The organism is Pseudohongiella sp. (assembly GCF_011050365.1).
Lineage (GTDB): Bacteria > Pseudomonadota > Gammaproteobacteria > Pseudomonadales > Pseudohongiellaceae > Pseudohongiella.
On sequence record NZ_DRFV01000006.1, the window covers coordinates 140,610 to 157,678 of the forward strand.

Consider the following 17,069-nt stretch of genomic DNA (forward strand, 5'->3'; position numbering starts at 1 on the left):
ATGTCTGCCCAGTCATTGGCGCAAGGCAGTGACGCCCATCCGGGAGCAAGCGTATTTTCCAGCTTTTGTGCAGGATGCCATGACGGTGGTGATCCGCGGGCCGCATCGGTGGATGCACTGCAATCGATGACAGCGGACAGTTTACGCTTTGCGCTGACCGCTGGTCTGATGCAGGCACAGGGACAGACGTTGTCGACGGCGCAGCGAGAGGCCGTGATTGATTACCTCGCGGTACCGCCGGTTTCCGGTGAATGGCTGACGCAGAATCGCTGCTCCGCGCAGGAGCAGGGTATCAATCTGACAACCGTGTCGCTGGCCAACGCCGGCGGCGATCTGCGCTTTTCCCGCAACCTGAGCGCGGCCCAGAGCGGGCTCAGCAGGGCAGACATGTCGCATCTGGAGCTGGCCTGGGCGCTGGGTCTGCCTGGCATCGGTGGACTGCGCTCATCGCCGGTCATCGCCGGTGACACTGTATTTTATCCTGCCGGTGCCACGGAACAGGTGCTGGCGCTTGATGCCGCAACGGGCTGTATCAAATGGGCCTATGACGCAGGTGCCAGCCTGCGCAGTTCAGTGACGCTGAGTGGCGACCTTGGCGATGGGCAGCGCCTGCTTTATGTCAGCGATGAACGTGCCCGTCTGCACGCAATTGACCCAATTACCGGTGAGCCGGCCTGGGTGATTGATGGCGCGGTTGATGACGGCGTCCACACCCGGCTGACCGGCGCGCCTTTGTTCTTTGAACAGACGCTGTATTTGCCGGTGTCAGCGTCCGGTGTGCAACGCGGCGCTGAAGCAACTCATGAGTGTTGCGATGGCCGTGGGGCCGTGCTTGCCCTGGACGGACTGACCGGTGAGCAGGTCTGGACCTATTACACAATGCCACCGGCGGATTACACCGGTGGCGTCAGTTCGGTGGGTACACCCTTGCGCGGGCCCTCGGGCGCGCCGATCTGGTCCAGCCCCAGTCTGGATGCAAAGCGCCGGCTGTTATACGTCACCACCGGCGAAAACACCTCTCTGCCGGCGACGGATACCAGCAATGCCATCATTGCACTGGATATCGATACCGGGCAGGTGCGATGGCAATTCCAGGCGATTGCCAATGACGTGTGGAACATGGCGTGTACCGGCCGCGAGTACGGACCCAATTGTCCTCCGGCGCAAGACAGCATCATCAAGGATTGGGATTTTGGCGGCGCGGCGACGCTGGTGACGCTGGCCGATGGCAGCGAGCGCCTGGTGGCGGGTCAGAAGTCAGGGCATCTGTGGGCGTTGAATCCCGATGACGGCAGCGTGGTCTGGCAGCAGCGGGTTGGCGATGGCGGCGCGCTGGGCGGGAATCACTGGGGCATTGCCGTGGATGGCGAGCGGGTATTTTTACCGATTAACGATCCGCACTACGCCAGCATGACCGACGACATGATTGATGCCGGTGTGCATGCCTTTGATCTGGGCAGCGGCGAGCCGGTCTGGGAGTTCCGTTCGCGGCCTGACTGCGCAAACGGTCGTGATCTGAGAGTTGCCACCTGCCAGGAGCGTTACGGTTTTTCCGCGATGCCGCTGGTGATCGACGGGGCGCTGGTGGCGGGCAACATTGATGGCCGGATTTTCGTTTTTGATGGCGAAGATGGCGAAATCCTTTTCGAGTTCGATTCGTCCCAGGGCTTTGCCACCGTCAATAACGTGGAAGCGCGTGGCGGTTCCATTGACGCGCACTCTATTTCTGCCGGTGCCGGTATGTTGTTTGTCGGTTCCGGATATGACCGTTTCCGTCAGCAGGCCGGCAATGTGTTGCTGGCCTTCCGACCCCGACCCTGACCCCGGAGCCTGAAGTGCCCGGATCGGTGTGTCATATGGGCAGCATGGTAGTGGTTTTTATCTCTTCCATGACAAAACTGGCGGTGACGTCAAACAGATCGGCAGCAATAAGTTGCTGGTATAAACGATCATAACCCGGCATATCGGCAACCACTGCCTTCAGCAGGTAGTCGATCTGCCCCCCCAGCCGATAGACTTCCAGCACGCCTTCGACGTCCTGTACGACTTTGTTGAAGTTCTCCGCCCAGTCAGCGTTATGCTGGTTGGTGCGCACGGTGACAAAAACGGTCAGTCCCAGCCCCAGTTTTGCCGGATCAAGCAGGGTCACACGCTGCTTGATGACGCCGGCTTCTTCGAGCTTCTGAATGCGCCGCCAACAGGCCGACTTGGAAATACCCACCGTGTCGGCCAGGTCTGCTACGGACAGTGAGGCATCCTGCTGCAGCAGGCGCAGCAATTTTTTGTCTTGTGAGTCCATGATTGCTCCAGCCAGCTTTCGCCGCCCTATGATGGATGAATGTTTCTTAAATAGGAATAATAAAGAAACAGAGTTTCATAATAAAGCGTTTTTGTGACACAGATGGGAACAATGTTCCGCTGTGACTTGGCTATGATATGCGGCATATTCTTTCCTTCTTCGCCAAAGGGGCATCATGAACGAGCTGGTTCAGAAAATCCGTGACGACGTGATCGGTCAGCGTCAATCCATCTCTACACCCTTCGGCGACAAACCACTGGTGTACGCCGACTACACAGCGTCCGGTCGTAGCCTGGGTTTTGTTGAAGACTACATTCGTCAACAGGTACTGCCGTTCTACGCCAACACCCATACCGAAACCACGTTTACCGGTGCCCGCACCTCCGCGCTCCGCGAGTCTTCGCGGCAAATGATCCGCCGTGCGGTTAATGGCACGGCAGATGACAAAGTGATTTTCTGCGGTTCCGGCGCCACGGCGGCAATCAACAAACTGATCGATGTGCTGAACCTGCGCCTGCCGGCAGATCTGGATCAGCGCTGCTGCCTGGCTGCCTCGTTGCCTGAGGAAGAGCGTCCAGTGGTGTTTATCGGTCCCTATGAACATCATTCCAATGAATTGCCGTGGCGCGAAAGCATTGCCCGCATGGAACTGATCCCACTGGATGCCGATGGCGGGATCGATCTGACTGCGCTGGAGCGGGCACTGGTCAAACATCAAGGGCGTCGACTGTTGATAGGCAGTTTTTCGGCGGCTTCCAATGTCACCGGCATCAAGACCGATGTGGCTGCGGTTACCGCACTGCTGAAGCGTTTTGGGGCCCTGGCATGCTGGGACTATGCGGCGGCGGGTCCGTATGTTCGAATTGACATGAATGCTGCACAGCCACTGGACGCGGTGTTTCTGTCGCCGCACAAATTTGTCGGAGGCCCCGGCACACCGGGCATCCTGATCGCCAAGCGTGGTATCTTCCGCAATCGCGTACCGGCCATGGTCGGGGGAGGCACGGTGTCCTATGTCACGCCGGAAGACCATGTTTATATTGCCGATATCGAGCGCAGGGAAGAGGGCGGCACCCCGGCGATTGTGGAATCCATTCGCGCCGGGCTGGTGTTCTCCCTGCAGCAGCAGGTGGGCATCGACCTGATTCAGGCGCAGGAACAGGCGATGGCCGATACGGTCATGAAACGTCTGCAGGCCTGTGCCAATATCGAAGTGCTGGGCAGTCCCGATGCGCATCGGTTGCCGATATTCTCGCTGCGTTTCTGGCATGGCGAGCGGGAGCTGCACTACGGTTTTGTGGTCTCCCTGCTCAACGATCTGTTTGGCATCCAGGCCCGTGGCGGATGTTCCTGTGCGGGGCCATATGCACACAGTCTGCTCGGCATGGACATGGCCTTCAGCAAGCGTGTGGAGGCGGCCGTGACGTCAGGCGCGGGATTGATGCGGCCGGGCTGGGTGCGGCTTAATTTTAACTACTTTCTTGCCGGGGATGAGCTTGAGTATCTGTTGCGGGCTTTGGAGCTGGTGGCTGAGCATGGCTGGCGTCTGCTGCGCTGCTATCGCTACGATGCCGCCCACGGTGTCTGGCGCCACCAGCATGCCAGTGGCAAGCGTCCGGATCCACTGGCCACGCTGGACTGGTTACAGATACCAGCACCGGCAGCGAACAGCTGCCACCCGGTTTCACTGAGCGAAGAACTGGCATCAGCCGAAGCGCTGCTACGCGGACAACAGCCTGGCTCATCGCCCTGTACGCTGGATCTTTGCGCCGAGCATGAGGCAATACGCTGGTTTGTGTTGCCGCGAGAAACCATGACGTCCTAGGCTTGCCGCAGATTGGCTGCAGTCATCTCAACGACTGTCTGTCTGGCTTCAGGCGTTATCCACGCGTTGTGCGGCGTTACGATCAGATTCAGCCTATCCTGTAGTGCAGACAACAACACATGGCCGTCAGTTGGCGGCTCCTGTGGCAGTACATCCACACCCAATCCGCCCAGTCGCCCCTGGCGCAATGCCGCGAGCGCGGCGACGTCATCGACGATACCACCGCGGGCACAGTTGATCAGCAGTGCATGCGTTTTCAGGTTCTCAAGCAGGGTCTGATTGATCAGATGACGGGTATGCTCATTGAGCGGACAATGCAGGCTGATCACATCTGCCGTGGGTGCCAGCGCCGCCAGTGTCGTGCGTCGGTCCCGGGCCTCATTGCCCGGCCGGGCGCAAAAACTCACCTTCATACCGAATGCGCCGGCCAATTGTGCCACCCGCTTCCCCAGCTCTCCCTCACCTACGATGACCAGGTGTTTGTTTGCCAATTGCAGGGTTTGGTGTGTCATCAAACAGAATGCCGCGCTTTGTTGCCAGCGGCCCGCGCTGACATCCTGTTGGTATAGTGGCAGACGGTTCGCCAGAGCCAATATCAGCATCAGTGTGTGTTGTGCGACACTGGCAGTGCCGTAGGCCGTGATGTTGCGCACGGTGATGCCCAGCCTGGCAGCGGCATCGGTGTCGATATTATTGGTGCCGGTGGCCATCACACAAACAAGCCTGAGGTCGGGCAGTGCTGCCAGTGTATCGGCGTTCAGGATAACCTTGTTGGTAATGGCAGCCTGAGCGCCGGACAGCCTTGCTGCACACTGATCGGTGTCGGTGTGCTGGTGAATGACAAGCTCATCCACCGCTGCCACCATGGGCGCAAGGTCAACATCGTCGCCCAGACTGGCGGCATCAAGGAGCACGGCTTTCATTCGGAGGTCCTGTGGCTGCATCGCAAGGTCCGACAGGCAAGTTTTACCTGACAGGTACTGCAAAACTGCAGTTTAATGTGTTAATAATGCGGTAGCAAAACAACCATAAGATATAAACAATTATAAAAATGACAAGAAACAGGACAGGGGATGCTTGAACTGGCGGGCGTAAGCAAACGGGTGGGCAACGAGGATCATATCCGCGATGTCAGTTTGCAGCTTGAACGCGGATCAATGAATGTGCTGCTGGGGCCGACCCTGTCGGGCAAGACCAGCCTGATGCGTCTGATGGCGGGGCTGGACAAGCCCACCCGTGGTGATATTCTGCTCGATGGAGTCAGTGTGCTCGGTATTCCGGTGCAAAAGCGCCGGGTCGCCATGGTGTATCAGCAATTCATTAATTATCCCACCCTGACCATTTACGAAAACATCGCCTCGCCACTGCGCGTTGCCAGACTGGCAGCAGCCGATATTGACAAAAAAGTTCGTCATGCTGCCGATCTGCTGCGTTTGACAGAATTTCTGGATAAACGCCCGGCAGAGTTGTCCGGTGGCCAGCAACAGCGTACAGCCATTGCCCGGGCGCTGGTCAAGGAATCGCAGTTGGTCCTGCTCGACGAGCCGCTGGCAAATCTCGACTACAAGCTGCGTGAAGAGCTGAGGCAGGAACTGCCACGCATATTTGCCGAGCTGGGAGCCATCCTGGTGTATGCCAGCACCGAGCCGAGCGAAGCGCTGCTATTGGGAGGCAATACTGCGACTCTGCACCAGGGTCGTGTAACCCAGTTTGGTGCAACCATCGATGTGTTTCAGCAGCCGGTGGATCTGGTCACTGCCAGGACCTTCTCTGATCCGCCACTCAACACTGCCCCGGTCAGCAAACGCGGCGCCGAATTACGCCTGGATCGTTTTGTCATTCCCCTGTCAGCAGCGCAGGCGGCCATGCCGGACGCGAATTACACGTTGGGGCTGCGCCCCTGGCATCTGACACTGGAAGGCAGCGCTGACTGTACAGTTGAAGGGCAGGTGAAGGTCACTGAAATCACGGGTTCTGAAACCTATATCCATCTGCATGTTGCGGATCAGCCCTGGGTCAGCCTCACCCACGGCATTCGGCACCTTGACGTCGATACGTCGCAGTTACTGCATTTTTCGCCGGAGAATATCTACCTGTTTGATGAGACCGGGCACTTGGTAATGGCGCCCCGTTCGCCGGTGCCGGTATCGAAAGCGTTGCTGGCGGAGCAAGCATGGCAAAAATAACTCTCAATAACATTGCCCACTCCTATGATGGCGGCAATAGCTACGCGCTGAAGGCAATGTCCCATGAATGGAATGACGGCGGCGCCTATGCCTTGCTGGGTCCGTCTGGCTGCGGTAAAACCACCTTGCTCAACATCATTTCAGGGCTGCTGCAGCCCAGCGAGGGTCAGTTGTTATTTGACGATGTCGACGTCAGCAGCCTGCCTACCGAACAGCGCAACATCGCTCAGGTGTTCCAGTTCCCGGTGCTGTACGACACCATGACGGTGGCTGACAATCTGGCGTTTCCGCTGCGCAACAGGCGTGGGCCCGACAAACTGTCGGCTGCGGAAATTGACCATCGGGTGCAGCAGGCGATTAGCATGCTCGGGCTCGAAGCGCTGGCCGGACGCAAGGCGCGCGGTTTGAGTGCCGATGATAAACAGAAAATTTCCCTTGGCCGGGGCCTGGTGCGGACCGACGTCAACGCCATCCTGTTTGATGAACCCTTAACCGTGATTGATCCGCATCTGAAGTGGCAGCTGCGCACGCAGCTTAAACAGATCCATCGTCAATTCGGGCATACCATGATTTATGTGACACATGACCAGACCGAGGCACTGACCTTTGCCGACAAGGTGGTGGTGATGCTCGCGGGCGAAGTCGTGCAGATGGGAACACCGCAGGAACTGTTCGATGCTCCGCAACATACCTTTGTCGGCAAATTCATTGGCTCGCCCGGCATGAATGTGCTGCCCTGTGAACTGGCCGGCAAAGAGGCTGTTATTGATGACCGCCGCATCGCGCTGGCGCGGGAATACCCGACACTGAACGGTGTCATTGAGCTGGGCATACGTCCGGAGTTTGTGCGTCTGGTGAATAGCGGGCAGGGTCTGCCGGTGCAGATCGTCAGCGTTGAAGATGTCGGGCGACACCGGATTGTCCGGGCGCAACTGAATAAACACCGACTGGATATTATCGTGCCGGCACACCAGCCCGTTCCCAGTGAGCCCGGTGTCGAGTTTGACAGCGACAGAATCAATATCTATCAGAATTCGCAGTTGGTCGGGTGGGAGCATCAGTTATGAAACCCTGGAACAACAAAGCCTGGTTTTTTGTGCTGCCGGTGCTGTTGCTGGTGGCATTCAGTGCCATTATCCCGCTGATGACCGTGGTGAACTATTCGGTACAGGACTCTTTCGGCAATAATGAATTTTACTGGGTCGGACTGGAATGGTTCCAGGAAGTGCTGGCATCGGAGCGATTTCATAATTCGTTGATGCGTAACCTGCTATTCTCCGGCATCATTTTGCTGATCGAAATCCCTTTGGGTATTGCGGTGGCGCTGGCGATGCCCCGGCGCGGCTGGGGCGTGTCAGTGTGTCTGGTATTGATGGCCTTGCCGTTGCTGATTCCCTGGAACGTGGTAGGAACTATCTGGCAGGTGTTTGCCCGGGTCGATATCGGATTACTGGGGCATACGCTGGCGGCGCTGGGTGTTGATTACAACTATACGCAGGACACCTTTGATGCCTGGGTGACGCTGATAGCCATGGACGTCTGGCACTGGACCAGTCTGGTGGTGCTGCTTTGCTATTCTGGCCTGGTGTCGATTCCCGATGCCTACTATCAGGCTGCGCGCATTGATGGTGCTTCGCGCTGGGCGGTGTTCCGATACATTCAATTGCCCAAAATGCGTCGCGTATTGGTGATCGCGGTGCTGCTGCGGTTTATGGATTCGTTCATGATTTACACGGAACCGTTTGTCGTAACCGGCGGTGGTCCGGGCAACGCCACCACCTTCCTGTCCATTGATCTGGTGCAGATGGCGATTGGTCAGTTTGACCTGGGGCCGGCCGCTGCCATGTCACTGATTTATTTTCTTATCATCCTCGTCATTAGCTGGGTGTTCTACACCGTCATGACCCAGCAGGACAACGATTCGGTCACCGATGGCAGACAGGGAGGTGGCCAATGACGCTGGCTGTCAGAGGTTCAGGATCGGACAAAAGCTGGTTGGTACCGACATTCTATATTCTGTTTCTGATGTTGCCTTTGTACTGGCTGCTGATGATGAGTTTCAAGACCAATCAGGAAATTCTTTCCACTTTTTCGCTGTGGCCGCAGGATTTCACGCTGCAGAATTATCAGACCATCCTTACCGACGCCAGTTGGTACAGCGGCTATATCAACTCCATGATTTACGTGGTGATGAACACCGTCATCTCGCTTGCGGTCGCGCTGCCCGCCGCCTATGCGTTTTCGCGGTACCGCTTTCTGGGTGACAAGCATCTGTTCTTCTGGTTACTGACCAATCGTATGGCACCACCGGCGGTGTTTGTGTTGCCATTTTTCCAGCTGTATTCCGCCTTTGGCCTGATTGACACCCATATTGCGGTAGCGCTGGCGCACTGCCTGTTCAATGTGCCGCTGGCGGTATGGATACTGGAGGGGTTCATGTCCAGTGTGCCCAAGGAAATTGATGAAACTGCGTATATCGATGGTTATTCCTTTCCGCGCTTCTTTGGCAAAATATTCATGCCCCTGATCGCCTCGGGAATTGGCGTTGCAGCGTTTTTCTGCTTTATGTTTTCCTGGGTTGAACTGCTGATCGCGCGAACCCTGACCGTGACCGATGCCAAACCCATTTCCGCGATCATGACCCGGACCGTGTCAGCATCCGGCCTGGACTGGGGCGTGTTGGCGGCAGCAGGCGTGTTGACGGTTATACCGGGCGCGCTGGTGATCTATTTTGTGCGCAATCATATCGCCCGGGGTTTTGCGCTCGGTCGTGTTTAGGAGACCTGTTCAATGGATCTAACGTGGATGGGCTGGACAACACCAACGGCCGTATTCTTTGTCGTGATAGGCGGCCTGATCGCATTAATGTGTATCTGGGAAGCGGTCAGTCCCGGCGGTCACCCGCGCAAGGGGATTTTGCAGTTTGAAACCACCCGTGGCGACCGCCTGTTTGTGACCTTGCTGGGCAGCGCGTTTATCAATCTGGCCTGGCTGGCGTGGTTTGGCTCACCATTGTGGTGGGCGCTGGTGGTTTGCGCCGTTTTTGCACTGCTGGTTTTTCTGTTTGTCTGATTTTTACCAAGGAGACGTTTCATGTTGCACAAGAAAACCGCTATCGCCGCCCTGATGGGTGCGGCTGGTCCCCTGTTGTTGCTGTCGAGCCCATCCTTGTTGGCAGATACCGAAGCGGCGCAACGCTGGCTGGAAGAGTTTCAGCCCTCGACTCTGAGTCGCGACGAACAGATGAGTGAGTTGCAGTGGTTTATTGACGCCGCACAGCCGTATCGGGGCATGGAAATCAAGGTGGTGTCAGAAACCCTGACCACCCATGAATATGAAGCGCAAACGCTTGCGCAGGCGTTTACCGACATCACCGGGATTGAAGTGACCCATGACCTGATCGGCGAAGGTGATGTGGTGGAAAAACTGCAGACGCAGATGCAGTCCGGGGAAAATATTTATGATGCCTACGTCAACGACTCTGATTTGATCGGCACCCATTTTCGTTATCAGCAGGTGCGCAACCTGACCGACTGGATGGCCGGCGAAGGCCGGGAGGTGACCTCGCCAACGCTGGACCTGGAGGACTTTATCGGACTGTCCTTTACCACGGCGCCGGACGGCAAAATTTATCAACTGCCCGATCAGCAGTTCGCCAATCTGTACTGGTTCCGTTATGACTGGTTTACGGATCCCGGGATCAAGGCCCAGTTCCAGCAAAAATATGGCTACGAGCTGGGGGTACCGGTGAACTGGTCGGCGTACGAGGATATCGCCGAGTTTTTCACCAATGACATTGGCACCATCGACGGGCGTCGTGTCTACGGCCACATGGACTACGGCAAAAAAGACCCGTCGCTGGGCTGGCGCTTTACCGATGCCTGGTTATCAATGGCTGGCGCCGGGGATGTCGGGATTCCCAATGGCCTGCCGGTTGACGAGTGGGGCATCCGGGTGGATGGCTGTCGCCCGGTTGGTTCCAGTGTTGAGCGCGGCGGCGCCACTGACGGCCCGGCGGCGGTATATTCGGTGACCAAATACGTTGACTGGCTGCAGAAATACGCCCCGCCGGAAGCGGCAGGCATGGTGTTCAGTGAGGCCGGACCGGTTCCTGCGCAAGGCAATATCGCGCAGCAGATTTTCTGGTACACCACCTTCACCGCCGACATGGTCAGACCCGGTTTGCCGGTCATGAATGCGGACGGGACGCCCAAGTGGCGTATGGCACCCTCGCCGCGTGGCGCATACTGGGAAGAAGGGCAGAAGCTGGGCTACCAGGATGCCGGCGCCTGGACCCTGATGAAATCCACGCCCGCAGACCGCGCCAGTGCTGCGTGGCTGTATGCGCAGTTCGTGACCTCAAAAACCGTGTCGCTGAAAAAGAGCCATGTGGGTCTGACCATTATCCGGGACTCGGATATTCGTCATGAGAGTTTTACCGAGCGGGCGGATGAGCTGGGTGGTCTGGTTGAGTTTTATCGTTCGCCAGCGCGGCTGCAGTGGACGCCCACGGGCACCAATGTGGCCGACTACCCCCGTCTGGCGCAGCTGTGGTGGCAGAATATTGGTGATGCCGCATCGGGCGCAAAAACACCGCAGGAAGCTCTGACCTCGCTGGCCGCCGATCAGGATCGCCTGATGCAGCGTCTGGAGCGGGCCAATGTACTGGGTGAATGTGGTCCGCGACTGAATGAGCCGCAGAGCCGTGAATACTGGTTTGCGCAGCCTGGCGCACCCAAGCCACCACTGGCCAATGAAAAACCGACACCGCTGACAGTGGACTATGATGAACTGGTGAGAAGCTGGCAGTAATACAATTGCCCACTGAGATGATCCGGAGTAGAGTCAGACGATGAAAACATACATGCTGTTTGCTGCCATGGTCCTGCTGACCTCCTGCTCCGCCGAGCAGGAGCCGTTGCCGGTCGAGCCGCTGGATATATTGCTCATCGGCGGTATGCTTTACTCAGGTGATGACGCACCGCCCACACCGGGTGATATCGGCATAGTGGGTGATCGCATCGTTGCCATTGGTGAACTGGCCGGTCGGGACGCGGCGTTGACGCTTGATGTGTCCGGTCTGGCGGTGGTGCCTGGTTTTGTCGACATCCACAGTCATGCGGTGCGCGACGATCTGGATGACGGCATTTTTCGCTGGCCCGACGCCGAGAACCTGATTCGGCAGGGCGTCACTACCATTGTGGGTGGCCCTGATGGCAGTTCTCCGCTGCCGGTGACCGATACCTTTGATGCGCTGGCGGCTGCACCCGCGTCGGTGAATTTTGCCACCTTTGTGGGTCATGGCTCCATTCGTGGCCAGGTGGTCGGTGAGGACGACCGGCCGGCGACAGACGAGGAGCTGGAACTGATGCGCGAACAGGTTCGTCTGGCAATGGAGTCAGGTGCCTTTGGTTTGTCATCGGGGCTGATCTATGCGCCGGGTCGTTTTGCTCAGACTGAGGAAGTTGTTGAGTTGGCCAAAGTGGCCGGTGACTATGGCGGCATCTATATCAGCCATATGCGTGAGGAAGGCCTGGCAGTACTCGACAGTGTGGCGGAAACCATTCGTATTGGCGAAGAGGGCGGGTTGCCCACACAGATCACGCATCACAAGATTGTTGGCGCGCCGATGTGGGGCAGTTCAGCGGCCACCCTGGGCCTGGTTGATGACGCCATAGCCCGCGGGGTGGATGTCTCCATCGACCAGTATCCCTACACGGCGTCCTCGACCAGTTTGACCATTCTGTTTCCGGGCTGGAGTCTGGATGGCGGACGTAGCGCATTGCTGGCGCGCATGGATGACCCGGCACAGCGTCAACGTTTGCGGGACGACATTGTTTATAATATCGAAGTGGACCGTGGTGGTGATGATCCGGCCAATGTTGGTATTGCCAATTGCCCGCACGATAACACCATAAACGGCCTGAACCTGAGTCAGATTCTGCGTTTGCAAGAACGCAATGTCAGTCACGAAAATGCAGCCGAGCTGCTGATGGAACTGGTATACGCCGGCAATTGCAGCGCAGTGTTCCATGCCATTGATGAAGAGGATGTGCGTAGTATCATGCGTCACGAGCGCACCATGATCGCCTCCGACGGTGGTATTGAAGGCCCGTCCGAACGGGTGCCGCATCCGCGCAACTATGGTACGTTTGCCCGGGTGCTGGGTCACTATTCCCGCGACGAAGGCGTGTTGCCGCAATACACCGCCATCCACAAAATGAGCATGATGCCGGCTGACCGGATCAATCTGCACGACCGCGGTCGTCTGCTAACAGGCGCCATTGCTGATATTGCAGTCATTGACCTGGCAGAAGTGATCGACCGTTCTACATTTGAATTGCCGCACCGTTATGCTCAGGGTGTGCATCATGTTTTTGTTAACGGCCAGCCGGTATTGCTTGATGGTGACATGACAGGGGCGTTACCCGGCAGGGTGCTGCGCTCCGGTGACTATCGCTGATTGCGGGTGTTTTGCCGCGCCCCTCCACTCAATTCGGAAAAAATCAATGACACGCAGTTCTTTTTCAGAAACATCTTCGAACTCCACAACGATTGGTACACCACTGGCTGCCCATGCCACCCGGGTGATGTTTCTGGGCAGCGGCGAGTTGGGCAAGGAAGTGGTCATTGAGTTGATGCGTTTTGGTTGCGAAGTGATCGCGGTAGACCGGTATGCCAATGCGCCGGCGATGCAGGTTGCCCATCGCAGTCATGTCATCAATATGCTGGACGGGGCAGCCTTGCGGGCGCTGGTCGAGCAGGAGCGGCCACACCTGCTGGTCCCGGAGATCGAGGCAATTGCCACCGATGAACTGGTCACACTGGAAGCCGAAGGCTGGCATGTGATTCCATCGGCGCGGGCGGCACAGCTGACCATGAATCGCGAAGGCATCCGGCGCCTGGCCGCCGAGGACCTGGGGCTGTCGACCTCGCCCTATCAGTTCGCGGAAACCCATGAGCAATACCTGGGCGCGATCAGGAATATCGGTTTGCCCTGTGTGATCAAACCGATCATGTCGTCTTCGGGTAAAGGCCAGAGTACGGTCAAAACTGCCGACGATGTCGAACGTGCCTGGGATTACGCGCAGTCAGGTGGCCGGTCCGGCAAAGGCAAGGTAATTGTCGAAGGCTTTGTCGATTTTGATTACGAGATTACCCTGTTGACGGTGCGTCATCGCGATGGCACCAGTTTTTGTGCGCCAATTGGCCATCGTCAGGAAAAAGGGGATTACCGCGAATCCTGGCAGCCGCAAGCCATGAGCTCTGTGGCACTGCAGGAAGCCCGGCGAATCGCAGCGGCCGTTACCGAAGCGTTGGGTGGATTCGGGCTGTTTGGTGTTGAGTTGTTTATCAAGGGTGACAATGTCTACTTTAGCGAAGTGTCGCCGCGGCCTCACGATACGGGTCTGGTCACGCTGATTTCGCAAAACCTGTCGGAATTCGCATTGCACGCGCGCGCGATTCTGGGGTTGCCGATTCCGGTTATCCGGCAGCTGGGACCCTCGGCATCAGCGGTGTTGCTGGTGGCGGGTGAGTCCAGTGACATGCAGTATGGCAATCTTGAACAGGCGCTGGCGGAACCGGATACGGACCTGCGCCTGTTTGGCAAGCCGGAAGTACACGGCGAACGGCGGCTGGGGGTGGCCCTGGCGCGTGATGAAGATATCGACAGCGCCGTTCAGAAAGCGTTGCGTGTAGCCAGCAGTATCAAGGTGACGCTCTGAACCGGATTCCGCTGCAGGTCATAATTACAATTTGTAGACCATGTGGATGCCATCACCAATAGGCACCAGGCTGGCACTGACGCGTCGGTCATTGGCGATTTTCCTGTTGAGAAGCTGAAGTGCCCGGGTATCTTCGTCGTGGCTTTGGTCATCCAGCACCTTGCCGTACCACAAACAATTATCAAGCATGATCAGACCGCCCGGGCGCAGCAGCTTGAGTGACTGTTCATAGTAGTGATCATAGGCGCTCTTGTCGGCGTCAATGAAAACAAAGTCATACTGCCCGGCACCGTCTGCCAGCAGCAGTGCGGCCAATGTGTCCGAAGCAGGTGCCAGCCGCAGGTCGATACGATCTTCAACTTCTGCCTGTTGCCAGTAACGCTGCGCGATTGCAGTCCATTCTTCACTGAGGTCGCAGGCCACTATTCGGCCGCCAGGCAGCATTGCCTGTGCTGTGATCAAGGTGCTGTACCCGGTATATACACCGATTTCGATACAATGGCGCACCTGCATGCTGCGTAACACCACGCTCATGAAGCGCGCCTGCTCATGCGAAATCTGCATTTGTGCGTCTTTAAGGGTTGCGGTTTCGTCAAACAGCGCTTTCAGAACGGGCTGTTCCGGCTCCAGATGTTGCTCGATATAGTCATGTATGGCCTGGTCTACCTGTATCCATCGTGACATGTTGATCCTCCTGGTGTAATTCTGACCGGCAGGCCTGCCCGTTAGCGCTGGCTGTAGGCAGCGCAGCCCCGCAGACCCGGGTCTGTGATATGCATTATGGCCACCGGTACTCTTTGACACCAGCCACTGAAATTGCCTTTCTCGTTGAAGGCGGCAATAAACAACTCACGATTAAACAGCTCGTCCAGCTTGTGCAACATGGCGCCAGAGAGAAAAAAACCGCCAACACTGCCCATGTTCAATGCTATGTCGCCGCAGACGGCGCCCAGAATCCGACTGAATTCATCCAGGCTCTGCCGGGCCAGCTGATCGCCGTGGCGGGCCGCAGCAACAATGTCTGCTGCCGACATTTCGTCGGCATTTTTGCCGGTGTTCAGGACAAAAATTGCCGAGTAGATATTGCGTAGCCCCGGCCCTGATAAAAGGTAATCCGCAGTGACGCGCGGGTAGCTGTCCCACAGGTGTACCAGAATCGCCAGCTGGCGTGGCGACAATGGTGCGAAAGCACACTGGCCGGGCTCGGATTCCAGTATCTCGCGACCAAAGGTCATGGTGGCGGCGCCAAAGCCGGTACCGGGGCCGGCGACGGTGCGATTGCCCTGTGTCCAGTTTATGCTGTCCGCGCCGGCGTGTTGTATCCAGGTAACATCCGTGTCGCTGAGCCCGGGCAGGCACCAGGCCTGCGCTGTGAAGTCATTGATCGCGGTTACCGGCATGGTAAACGTGTCGGTCAGTGATTGCAGGCTGAATTGCCAGTGGTTATTCGTCAGTTTTATCTCATCCTGATCGGTGGCAGCTGCCACGGCCAGACAGATACGGCTCGGGGCGGGCGCCTGCTGTGAGTGGCAGGTTTGCAGGTAGGATGCGATAGCCTCTTTGATGCCCGGAAAATCCTGACTGCGCATCGACACTCTGTGACTAAGCGTGTGACCTGCGTTCGCCAGCGCAAAGCGGGCGTTGGTGCCGCCAATGTCAGCGACCAGTACTGTGTCGCCTGGTGTTCCTGATTGTGCTGTTGCAAGTGCAGATGATTCGCCTGAATGCATGTCGGTATTGTCCGGACTTGAAATTTGCACTTTTGTAGCGGCCCTGTAAAACACTGTCAAGCACGCTGATGGTAGACAGCCGTCTTTGGGCGATATATGCTCACGACTTTAATCATCCGGCCATGGTATCACCATCCCGATACTCTGGCTTGTGCCCGGGACTTACGAAGTCTGCCAGCACCCAGGAGACAGCCATGAGTAAGTCTGACCGCGCGCCCGCGTACGACGGCATGTTCGAGAAAATCGAGCGCGCCGATCTTAACGAACTGCATTTCCGCTACGATAAATCCTCCGGCCTGCGTGCCATCATTGCGATCCACAACACCCGACTGGGACCTGCGCTCGGTGGGTGCCGGTTTATTGCCTACAACAACGACGACGATGCCATAGATGATGTTATCCGGCTTGCGCGCGGCATGAGTTACAAAGCTGCTATTGCCAATGTTCCGCAAGGCGGTGGCAAGGCTGTCATCCTGAAACCGATGGAAGCGTTTGATCGCCAGGACCTGTTTCAGGCCTTCGGCCGTTTTATCCACGACCTGGGCGGGCGTTACATCACCGCTGTGGACAGTGGCAGCCTGATCAGGGATATGGATGAAGTGGCTATCAATACGCCGTACGTGTCGGGAACCAGCAAAGACGGGCACGATCCCTCACCGGTGACAGCGCTCGGTGTCTATGCCGGTATTCGCGCTGCGGTGCAGCATCAGCTGCAACGTGATTCACTCAAGGGATTGCGCATTGCTGTGCAGGGTGTCGGTAACGTGGGGCATGCCCTCGCTGCGCTGTTACACAAGGACGGCGTGAAATTGATTGTCAGTGATGTCGATGACAATCGGGTGCATCGTTGTGTGACGGATTTTGGTGCCACCGTTGTGGCAACTGATGACATTTACGGCGTTGACTGCGAGCTGTTTGCGCCCTGTGGTCTGGGCGGCATTCTCAACGCAAAAACCATCCCCAAGCTGCGATGCAGCATTGTTGCCGGCGCTGCCAATAACCAGCTCAGCGACGACAGTCAGGGCGATTTGCTGCACAAAAAGGGCATCCTGTACGCGCCGGACTATGTCATCAATGCCGGCGGTCTGATTCAGGTATCACTGGGTTATCTGAAAAAAACCGACAGTGAAATCAATCAGCGTACAATCGCCCTGGGTAGCACGCTGACAGACCTGTTTGAACGCAGCCGGGCCGACAATACGCCCCCTGAACAGATAGCCAACCGGGTGGCTGAAGCGTTATTGTTCGACTAGTCTGTCCATGATTGTGGTCTCTGACCGCCTTCGATTGCGCGCAGGGGGC

General features: G+C 57.3%; 15 protein-coding genes. 11 read left to right on the forward strand and 4 right to left on the reverse strand.

The window, feature by feature from the left end:
- Nucleotides 1-1,821, forward strand: a complete 1,821-nt coding sequence (locus tag ENH71_RS04805; RefSeq protein ID WP_294130451.1) for a BamB-related PQQ repeat family beta-propellar protein — start codon at nucleotides 1-3, stop codon at nucleotides 1,819-1,821.
- Between the two features lie 31 nt (nucleotides 1,822-1,852).
- Here the strand turns inward: ENH71_RS04805 and ENH71_RS04810 are convergent, their stop codons facing one another.
- Nucleotides 1,853-2,299 carry an Lrp/AsnC family transcriptional regulator gene (locus tag ENH71_RS04810; protein ID WP_294130449.1) on the reverse strand — a complete coding sequence of 149 codons (447 nt, stop codon included), beginning with the start codon at nucleotides 2,297-2,299 and terminating at the stop codon, nucleotides 1,853-1,855.
- Nucleotides 2,300-2,474: 175 nt separating this feature from the next.
- Here ENH71_RS04810 and ENH71_RS04815 point away from each other — a divergent pair, with 175 nt between their 5' ends.
- A complete protein-coding gene (locus tag ENH71_RS04815; protein WP_294130447.1) occupies nucleotides 2,475-4,124 on the forward strand; it encodes an aminotransferase class V-fold PLP-dependent enzyme in 1,650 nt (549 codons plus the stop codon).
- On the opposite strand, the gene ENH71_RS04820 is transcribed toward ENH71_RS04815, so the two are convergent.
- On the reverse strand, nucleotides 4,121-5,047 hold the full coding sequence (locus ENH71_RS04820) for a D-2-hydroxyacid dehydrogenase (protein ID WP_294130445.1): 927 nt from the start codon (nucleotides 5,045-5,047) through the stop codon (nucleotides 4,121-4,123). The genes ENH71_RS04815 and ENH71_RS04820 overlap by 4 nt on opposite strands.
- Before the next feature lie 150 nt (nucleotides 5,048-5,197).
- Between ENH71_RS04820 and ENH71_RS04825 the strand changes: the two genes are divergently transcribed.
- The 8 genes from ENH71_RS04825 to purT are packed head-to-tail and all read left to right on the forward strand — an operon-like array spanning nucleotide 5,198 to nucleotide 14,037.
- The gene (locus ENH71_RS04825; RefSeq protein WP_294130444.1) at nucleotides 5,198-6,310 is read left to right on the forward strand and encodes an ABC transporter ATP-binding protein; all 1,113 of its coding nucleotides are present in this window, start codon (nucleotides 5,198-5,200) and stop codon (nucleotides 6,308-6,310) included.
- On the forward strand, nucleotides 6,298-7,377 hold the full coding sequence (locus ENH71_RS04830; RefSeq protein WP_294130442.1) for an ABC transporter ATP-binding protein: 1,080 nt from the start codon (nucleotides 6,298-6,300) through the stop codon (nucleotides 7,375-7,377). Before ENH71_RS04825 ends, ENH71_RS04830 begins: the two co-directional genes overlap by 13 nt.
- Nucleotides 7,374-8,267, forward strand: a complete 894-nt coding sequence (locus tag ENH71_RS04835) for a carbohydrate ABC transporter permease (RefSeq protein ID WP_294130440.1) — start codon at nucleotides 7,374-7,376, stop codon at nucleotides 8,265-8,267. Before ENH71_RS04830 ends, ENH71_RS04835 begins: the two co-directional genes overlap by 4 nt.
- Nucleotides 8,264-9,088, forward strand: a complete 825-nt coding sequence (locus ENH71_RS04840) for a carbohydrate ABC transporter permease (protein ID WP_294130437.1) — start codon at nucleotides 8,264-8,266, stop codon at nucleotides 9,086-9,088. The genes ENH71_RS04835 and ENH71_RS04840 overlap by 4 nt, the downstream gene beginning before the upstream one ends.
- Before the next feature lie 12 nt (nucleotides 9,089-9,100).
- Nucleotides 9,101-9,382, forward strand: coding sequence for a DUF2160 domain-containing protein (locus ENH71_RS04845; RefSeq protein ID WP_294130435.1), 282 nt, complete (start codon nucleotides 9,101-9,103; stop codon nucleotides 9,380-9,382).
- A 54-nt stretch (nucleotides 9,383-9,436) separates the two neighbouring features.
- Nucleotides 9,437-11,122, forward strand: coding sequence for an ABC transporter substrate-binding protein (locus ENH71_RS04850; RefSeq protein ID WP_414704680.1), 1,686 nt, complete (start codon nucleotides 9,437-9,439; stop codon nucleotides 11,120-11,122).
- Between the two features lie 40 nt (nucleotides 11,123-11,162).
- Entirely contained in the window at nucleotides 11,163-12,773 is a 1,611-nt protein-coding gene (locus ENH71_RS04855) for an N-acyl-D-amino-acid deacylase family protein (protein WP_294137542.1), read from the forward strand.
- A 46-nt stretch (nucleotides 12,774-12,819) separates the two neighbouring features.
- Entirely contained in the window at nucleotides 12,820-14,037 is a 1,218-nt protein-coding gene (gene purT / locus ENH71_RS04860; RefSeq protein ID WP_294132421.1) for a formate-dependent phosphoribosylglycinamide formyltransferase, read from the forward strand.
- Nucleotides 14,038-14,061: 24 nt separating this feature from the next.
- Here the strand turns inward: purT and ENH71_RS04865 are convergent, their stop codons facing one another.
- Together ENH71_RS04865 and ENH71_RS04870 are read right to left on the reverse strand one after the other, a co-directional pair.
- Nucleotides 14,062-14,721 carry an O-methyltransferase gene (locus tag ENH71_RS04865; protein ID WP_294132423.1) on the reverse strand — a complete coding sequence of 220 codons (660 nt, stop codon included), beginning with the start codon at nucleotides 14,719-14,721 and terminating at the stop codon, nucleotides 14,062-14,064.
- A 41-nt stretch (nucleotides 14,722-14,762) separates the two neighbouring features.
- On the reverse strand, nucleotides 14,763-15,767 hold the full coding sequence (locus ENH71_RS04870; RefSeq protein WP_294132426.1) for a glucokinase: 1,005 nt from the start codon (nucleotides 15,765-15,767) through the stop codon (nucleotides 14,763-14,765).
- A gap of 230 nt (nucleotides 15,768-15,997) precedes the next feature.
- Here ENH71_RS04870 and ENH71_RS04875 point away from each other — a divergent pair, with 230 nt between their 5' ends.
- Nucleotides 15,998-17,020, forward strand: a complete 1,023-nt coding sequence (locus ENH71_RS04875; protein ID WP_317622372.1) for a Glu/Leu/Phe/Val dehydrogenase family protein — start codon at nucleotides 15,998-16,000, stop codon at nucleotides 17,018-17,020.
- Nucleotides 17,021-17,069 lie beyond the last annotated feature (49 nt).

What these genes read in the sequence shown, in the direction of transcription:
- ENH71_RS04805 (WP_294130451.1), top strand. Translation starts at nt 1, where the DNA reads ATGTCTGCCCAGTCATTGGCGCAAGGCAGTGACGCCCATCCGGGAGCA.
- ENH71_RS04810 (WP_294130449.1), bottom strand. Translation starts at nt 2,299, where the DNA reads ATGGACTCACAAGACAAAAAATTGCTGCGCCTGCTGCAGCAGGATGCC.
- ENH71_RS04815 (WP_294130447.1), top strand. Translation starts at nt 2,475, where the DNA reads ATGAACGAGCTGGTTCAGAAAATCCGTGACGACGTGATCGGTCAGCGT.
- ENH71_RS04820 (WP_294130445.1), bottom strand. Translation starts at nt 5,047, where the DNA reads ATGAAAGCCGTGCTCCTTGATGCCGCCAGTCTGGGCGACGATGTTGAC.
- ENH71_RS04825 (WP_294130444.1), top strand. Translation starts at nt 5,198, where the DNA reads ATGCTTGAACTGGCGGGCGTAAGCAAACGGGTGGGCAACGAGGATCAT.
- ENH71_RS04830 (WP_294130442.1), top strand. Translation starts at nt 6,298, where the DNA reads ATGGCAAAAATAACTCTCAATAACATTGCCCACTCCTATGATGGCGGC.
- ENH71_RS04835 (WP_294130440.1), top strand. Translation starts at nt 7,374, where the DNA reads ATGAAACCCTGGAACAACAAAGCCTGGTTTTTTGTGCTGCCGGTGCTG.
- ENH71_RS04840 (WP_294130437.1), top strand. Translation starts at nt 8,264, where the DNA reads ATGACGCTGGCTGTCAGAGGTTCAGGATCGGACAAAAGCTGGTTGGTA.
- ENH71_RS04845 (WP_294130435.1), top strand. Translation starts at nt 9,101, where the DNA reads ATGGATCTAACGTGGATGGGCTGGACAACACCAACGGCCGTATTCTTT.
- ENH71_RS04850 (WP_414704680.1), top strand. Translation starts at nt 9,437, where the DNA reads ATGGGTGCGGCTGGTCCCCTGTTGTTGCTGTCGAGCCCATCCTTGTTG.
- ENH71_RS04855 (WP_294137542.1), top strand. Translation starts at nt 11,163, where the DNA reads ATGAAAACATACATGCTGTTTGCTGCCATGGTCCTGCTGACCTCCTGC.
- purT (WP_294132421.1), top strand. Translation starts at nt 12,820, where the DNA reads ATGACACGCAGTTCTTTTTCAGAAACATCTTCGAACTCCACAACGATT.
- ENH71_RS04865 (WP_294132423.1), bottom strand. Translation starts at nt 14,721, where the DNA reads ATGTCACGATGGATACAGGTAGACCAGGCCATACATGACTATATCGAG.
- ENH71_RS04870 (WP_294132426.1), bottom strand. Translation starts at nt 15,767, where the DNA reads ATGCATTCAGGCGAATCATCTGCACTTGCAACAGCACAATCAGGAACA.
- ENH71_RS04875 (WP_317622372.1), top strand. Translation starts at nt 15,998, where the DNA reads ATGTTCGAGAAAATCGAGCGCGCCGATCTTAACGAACTGCATTTCCGC.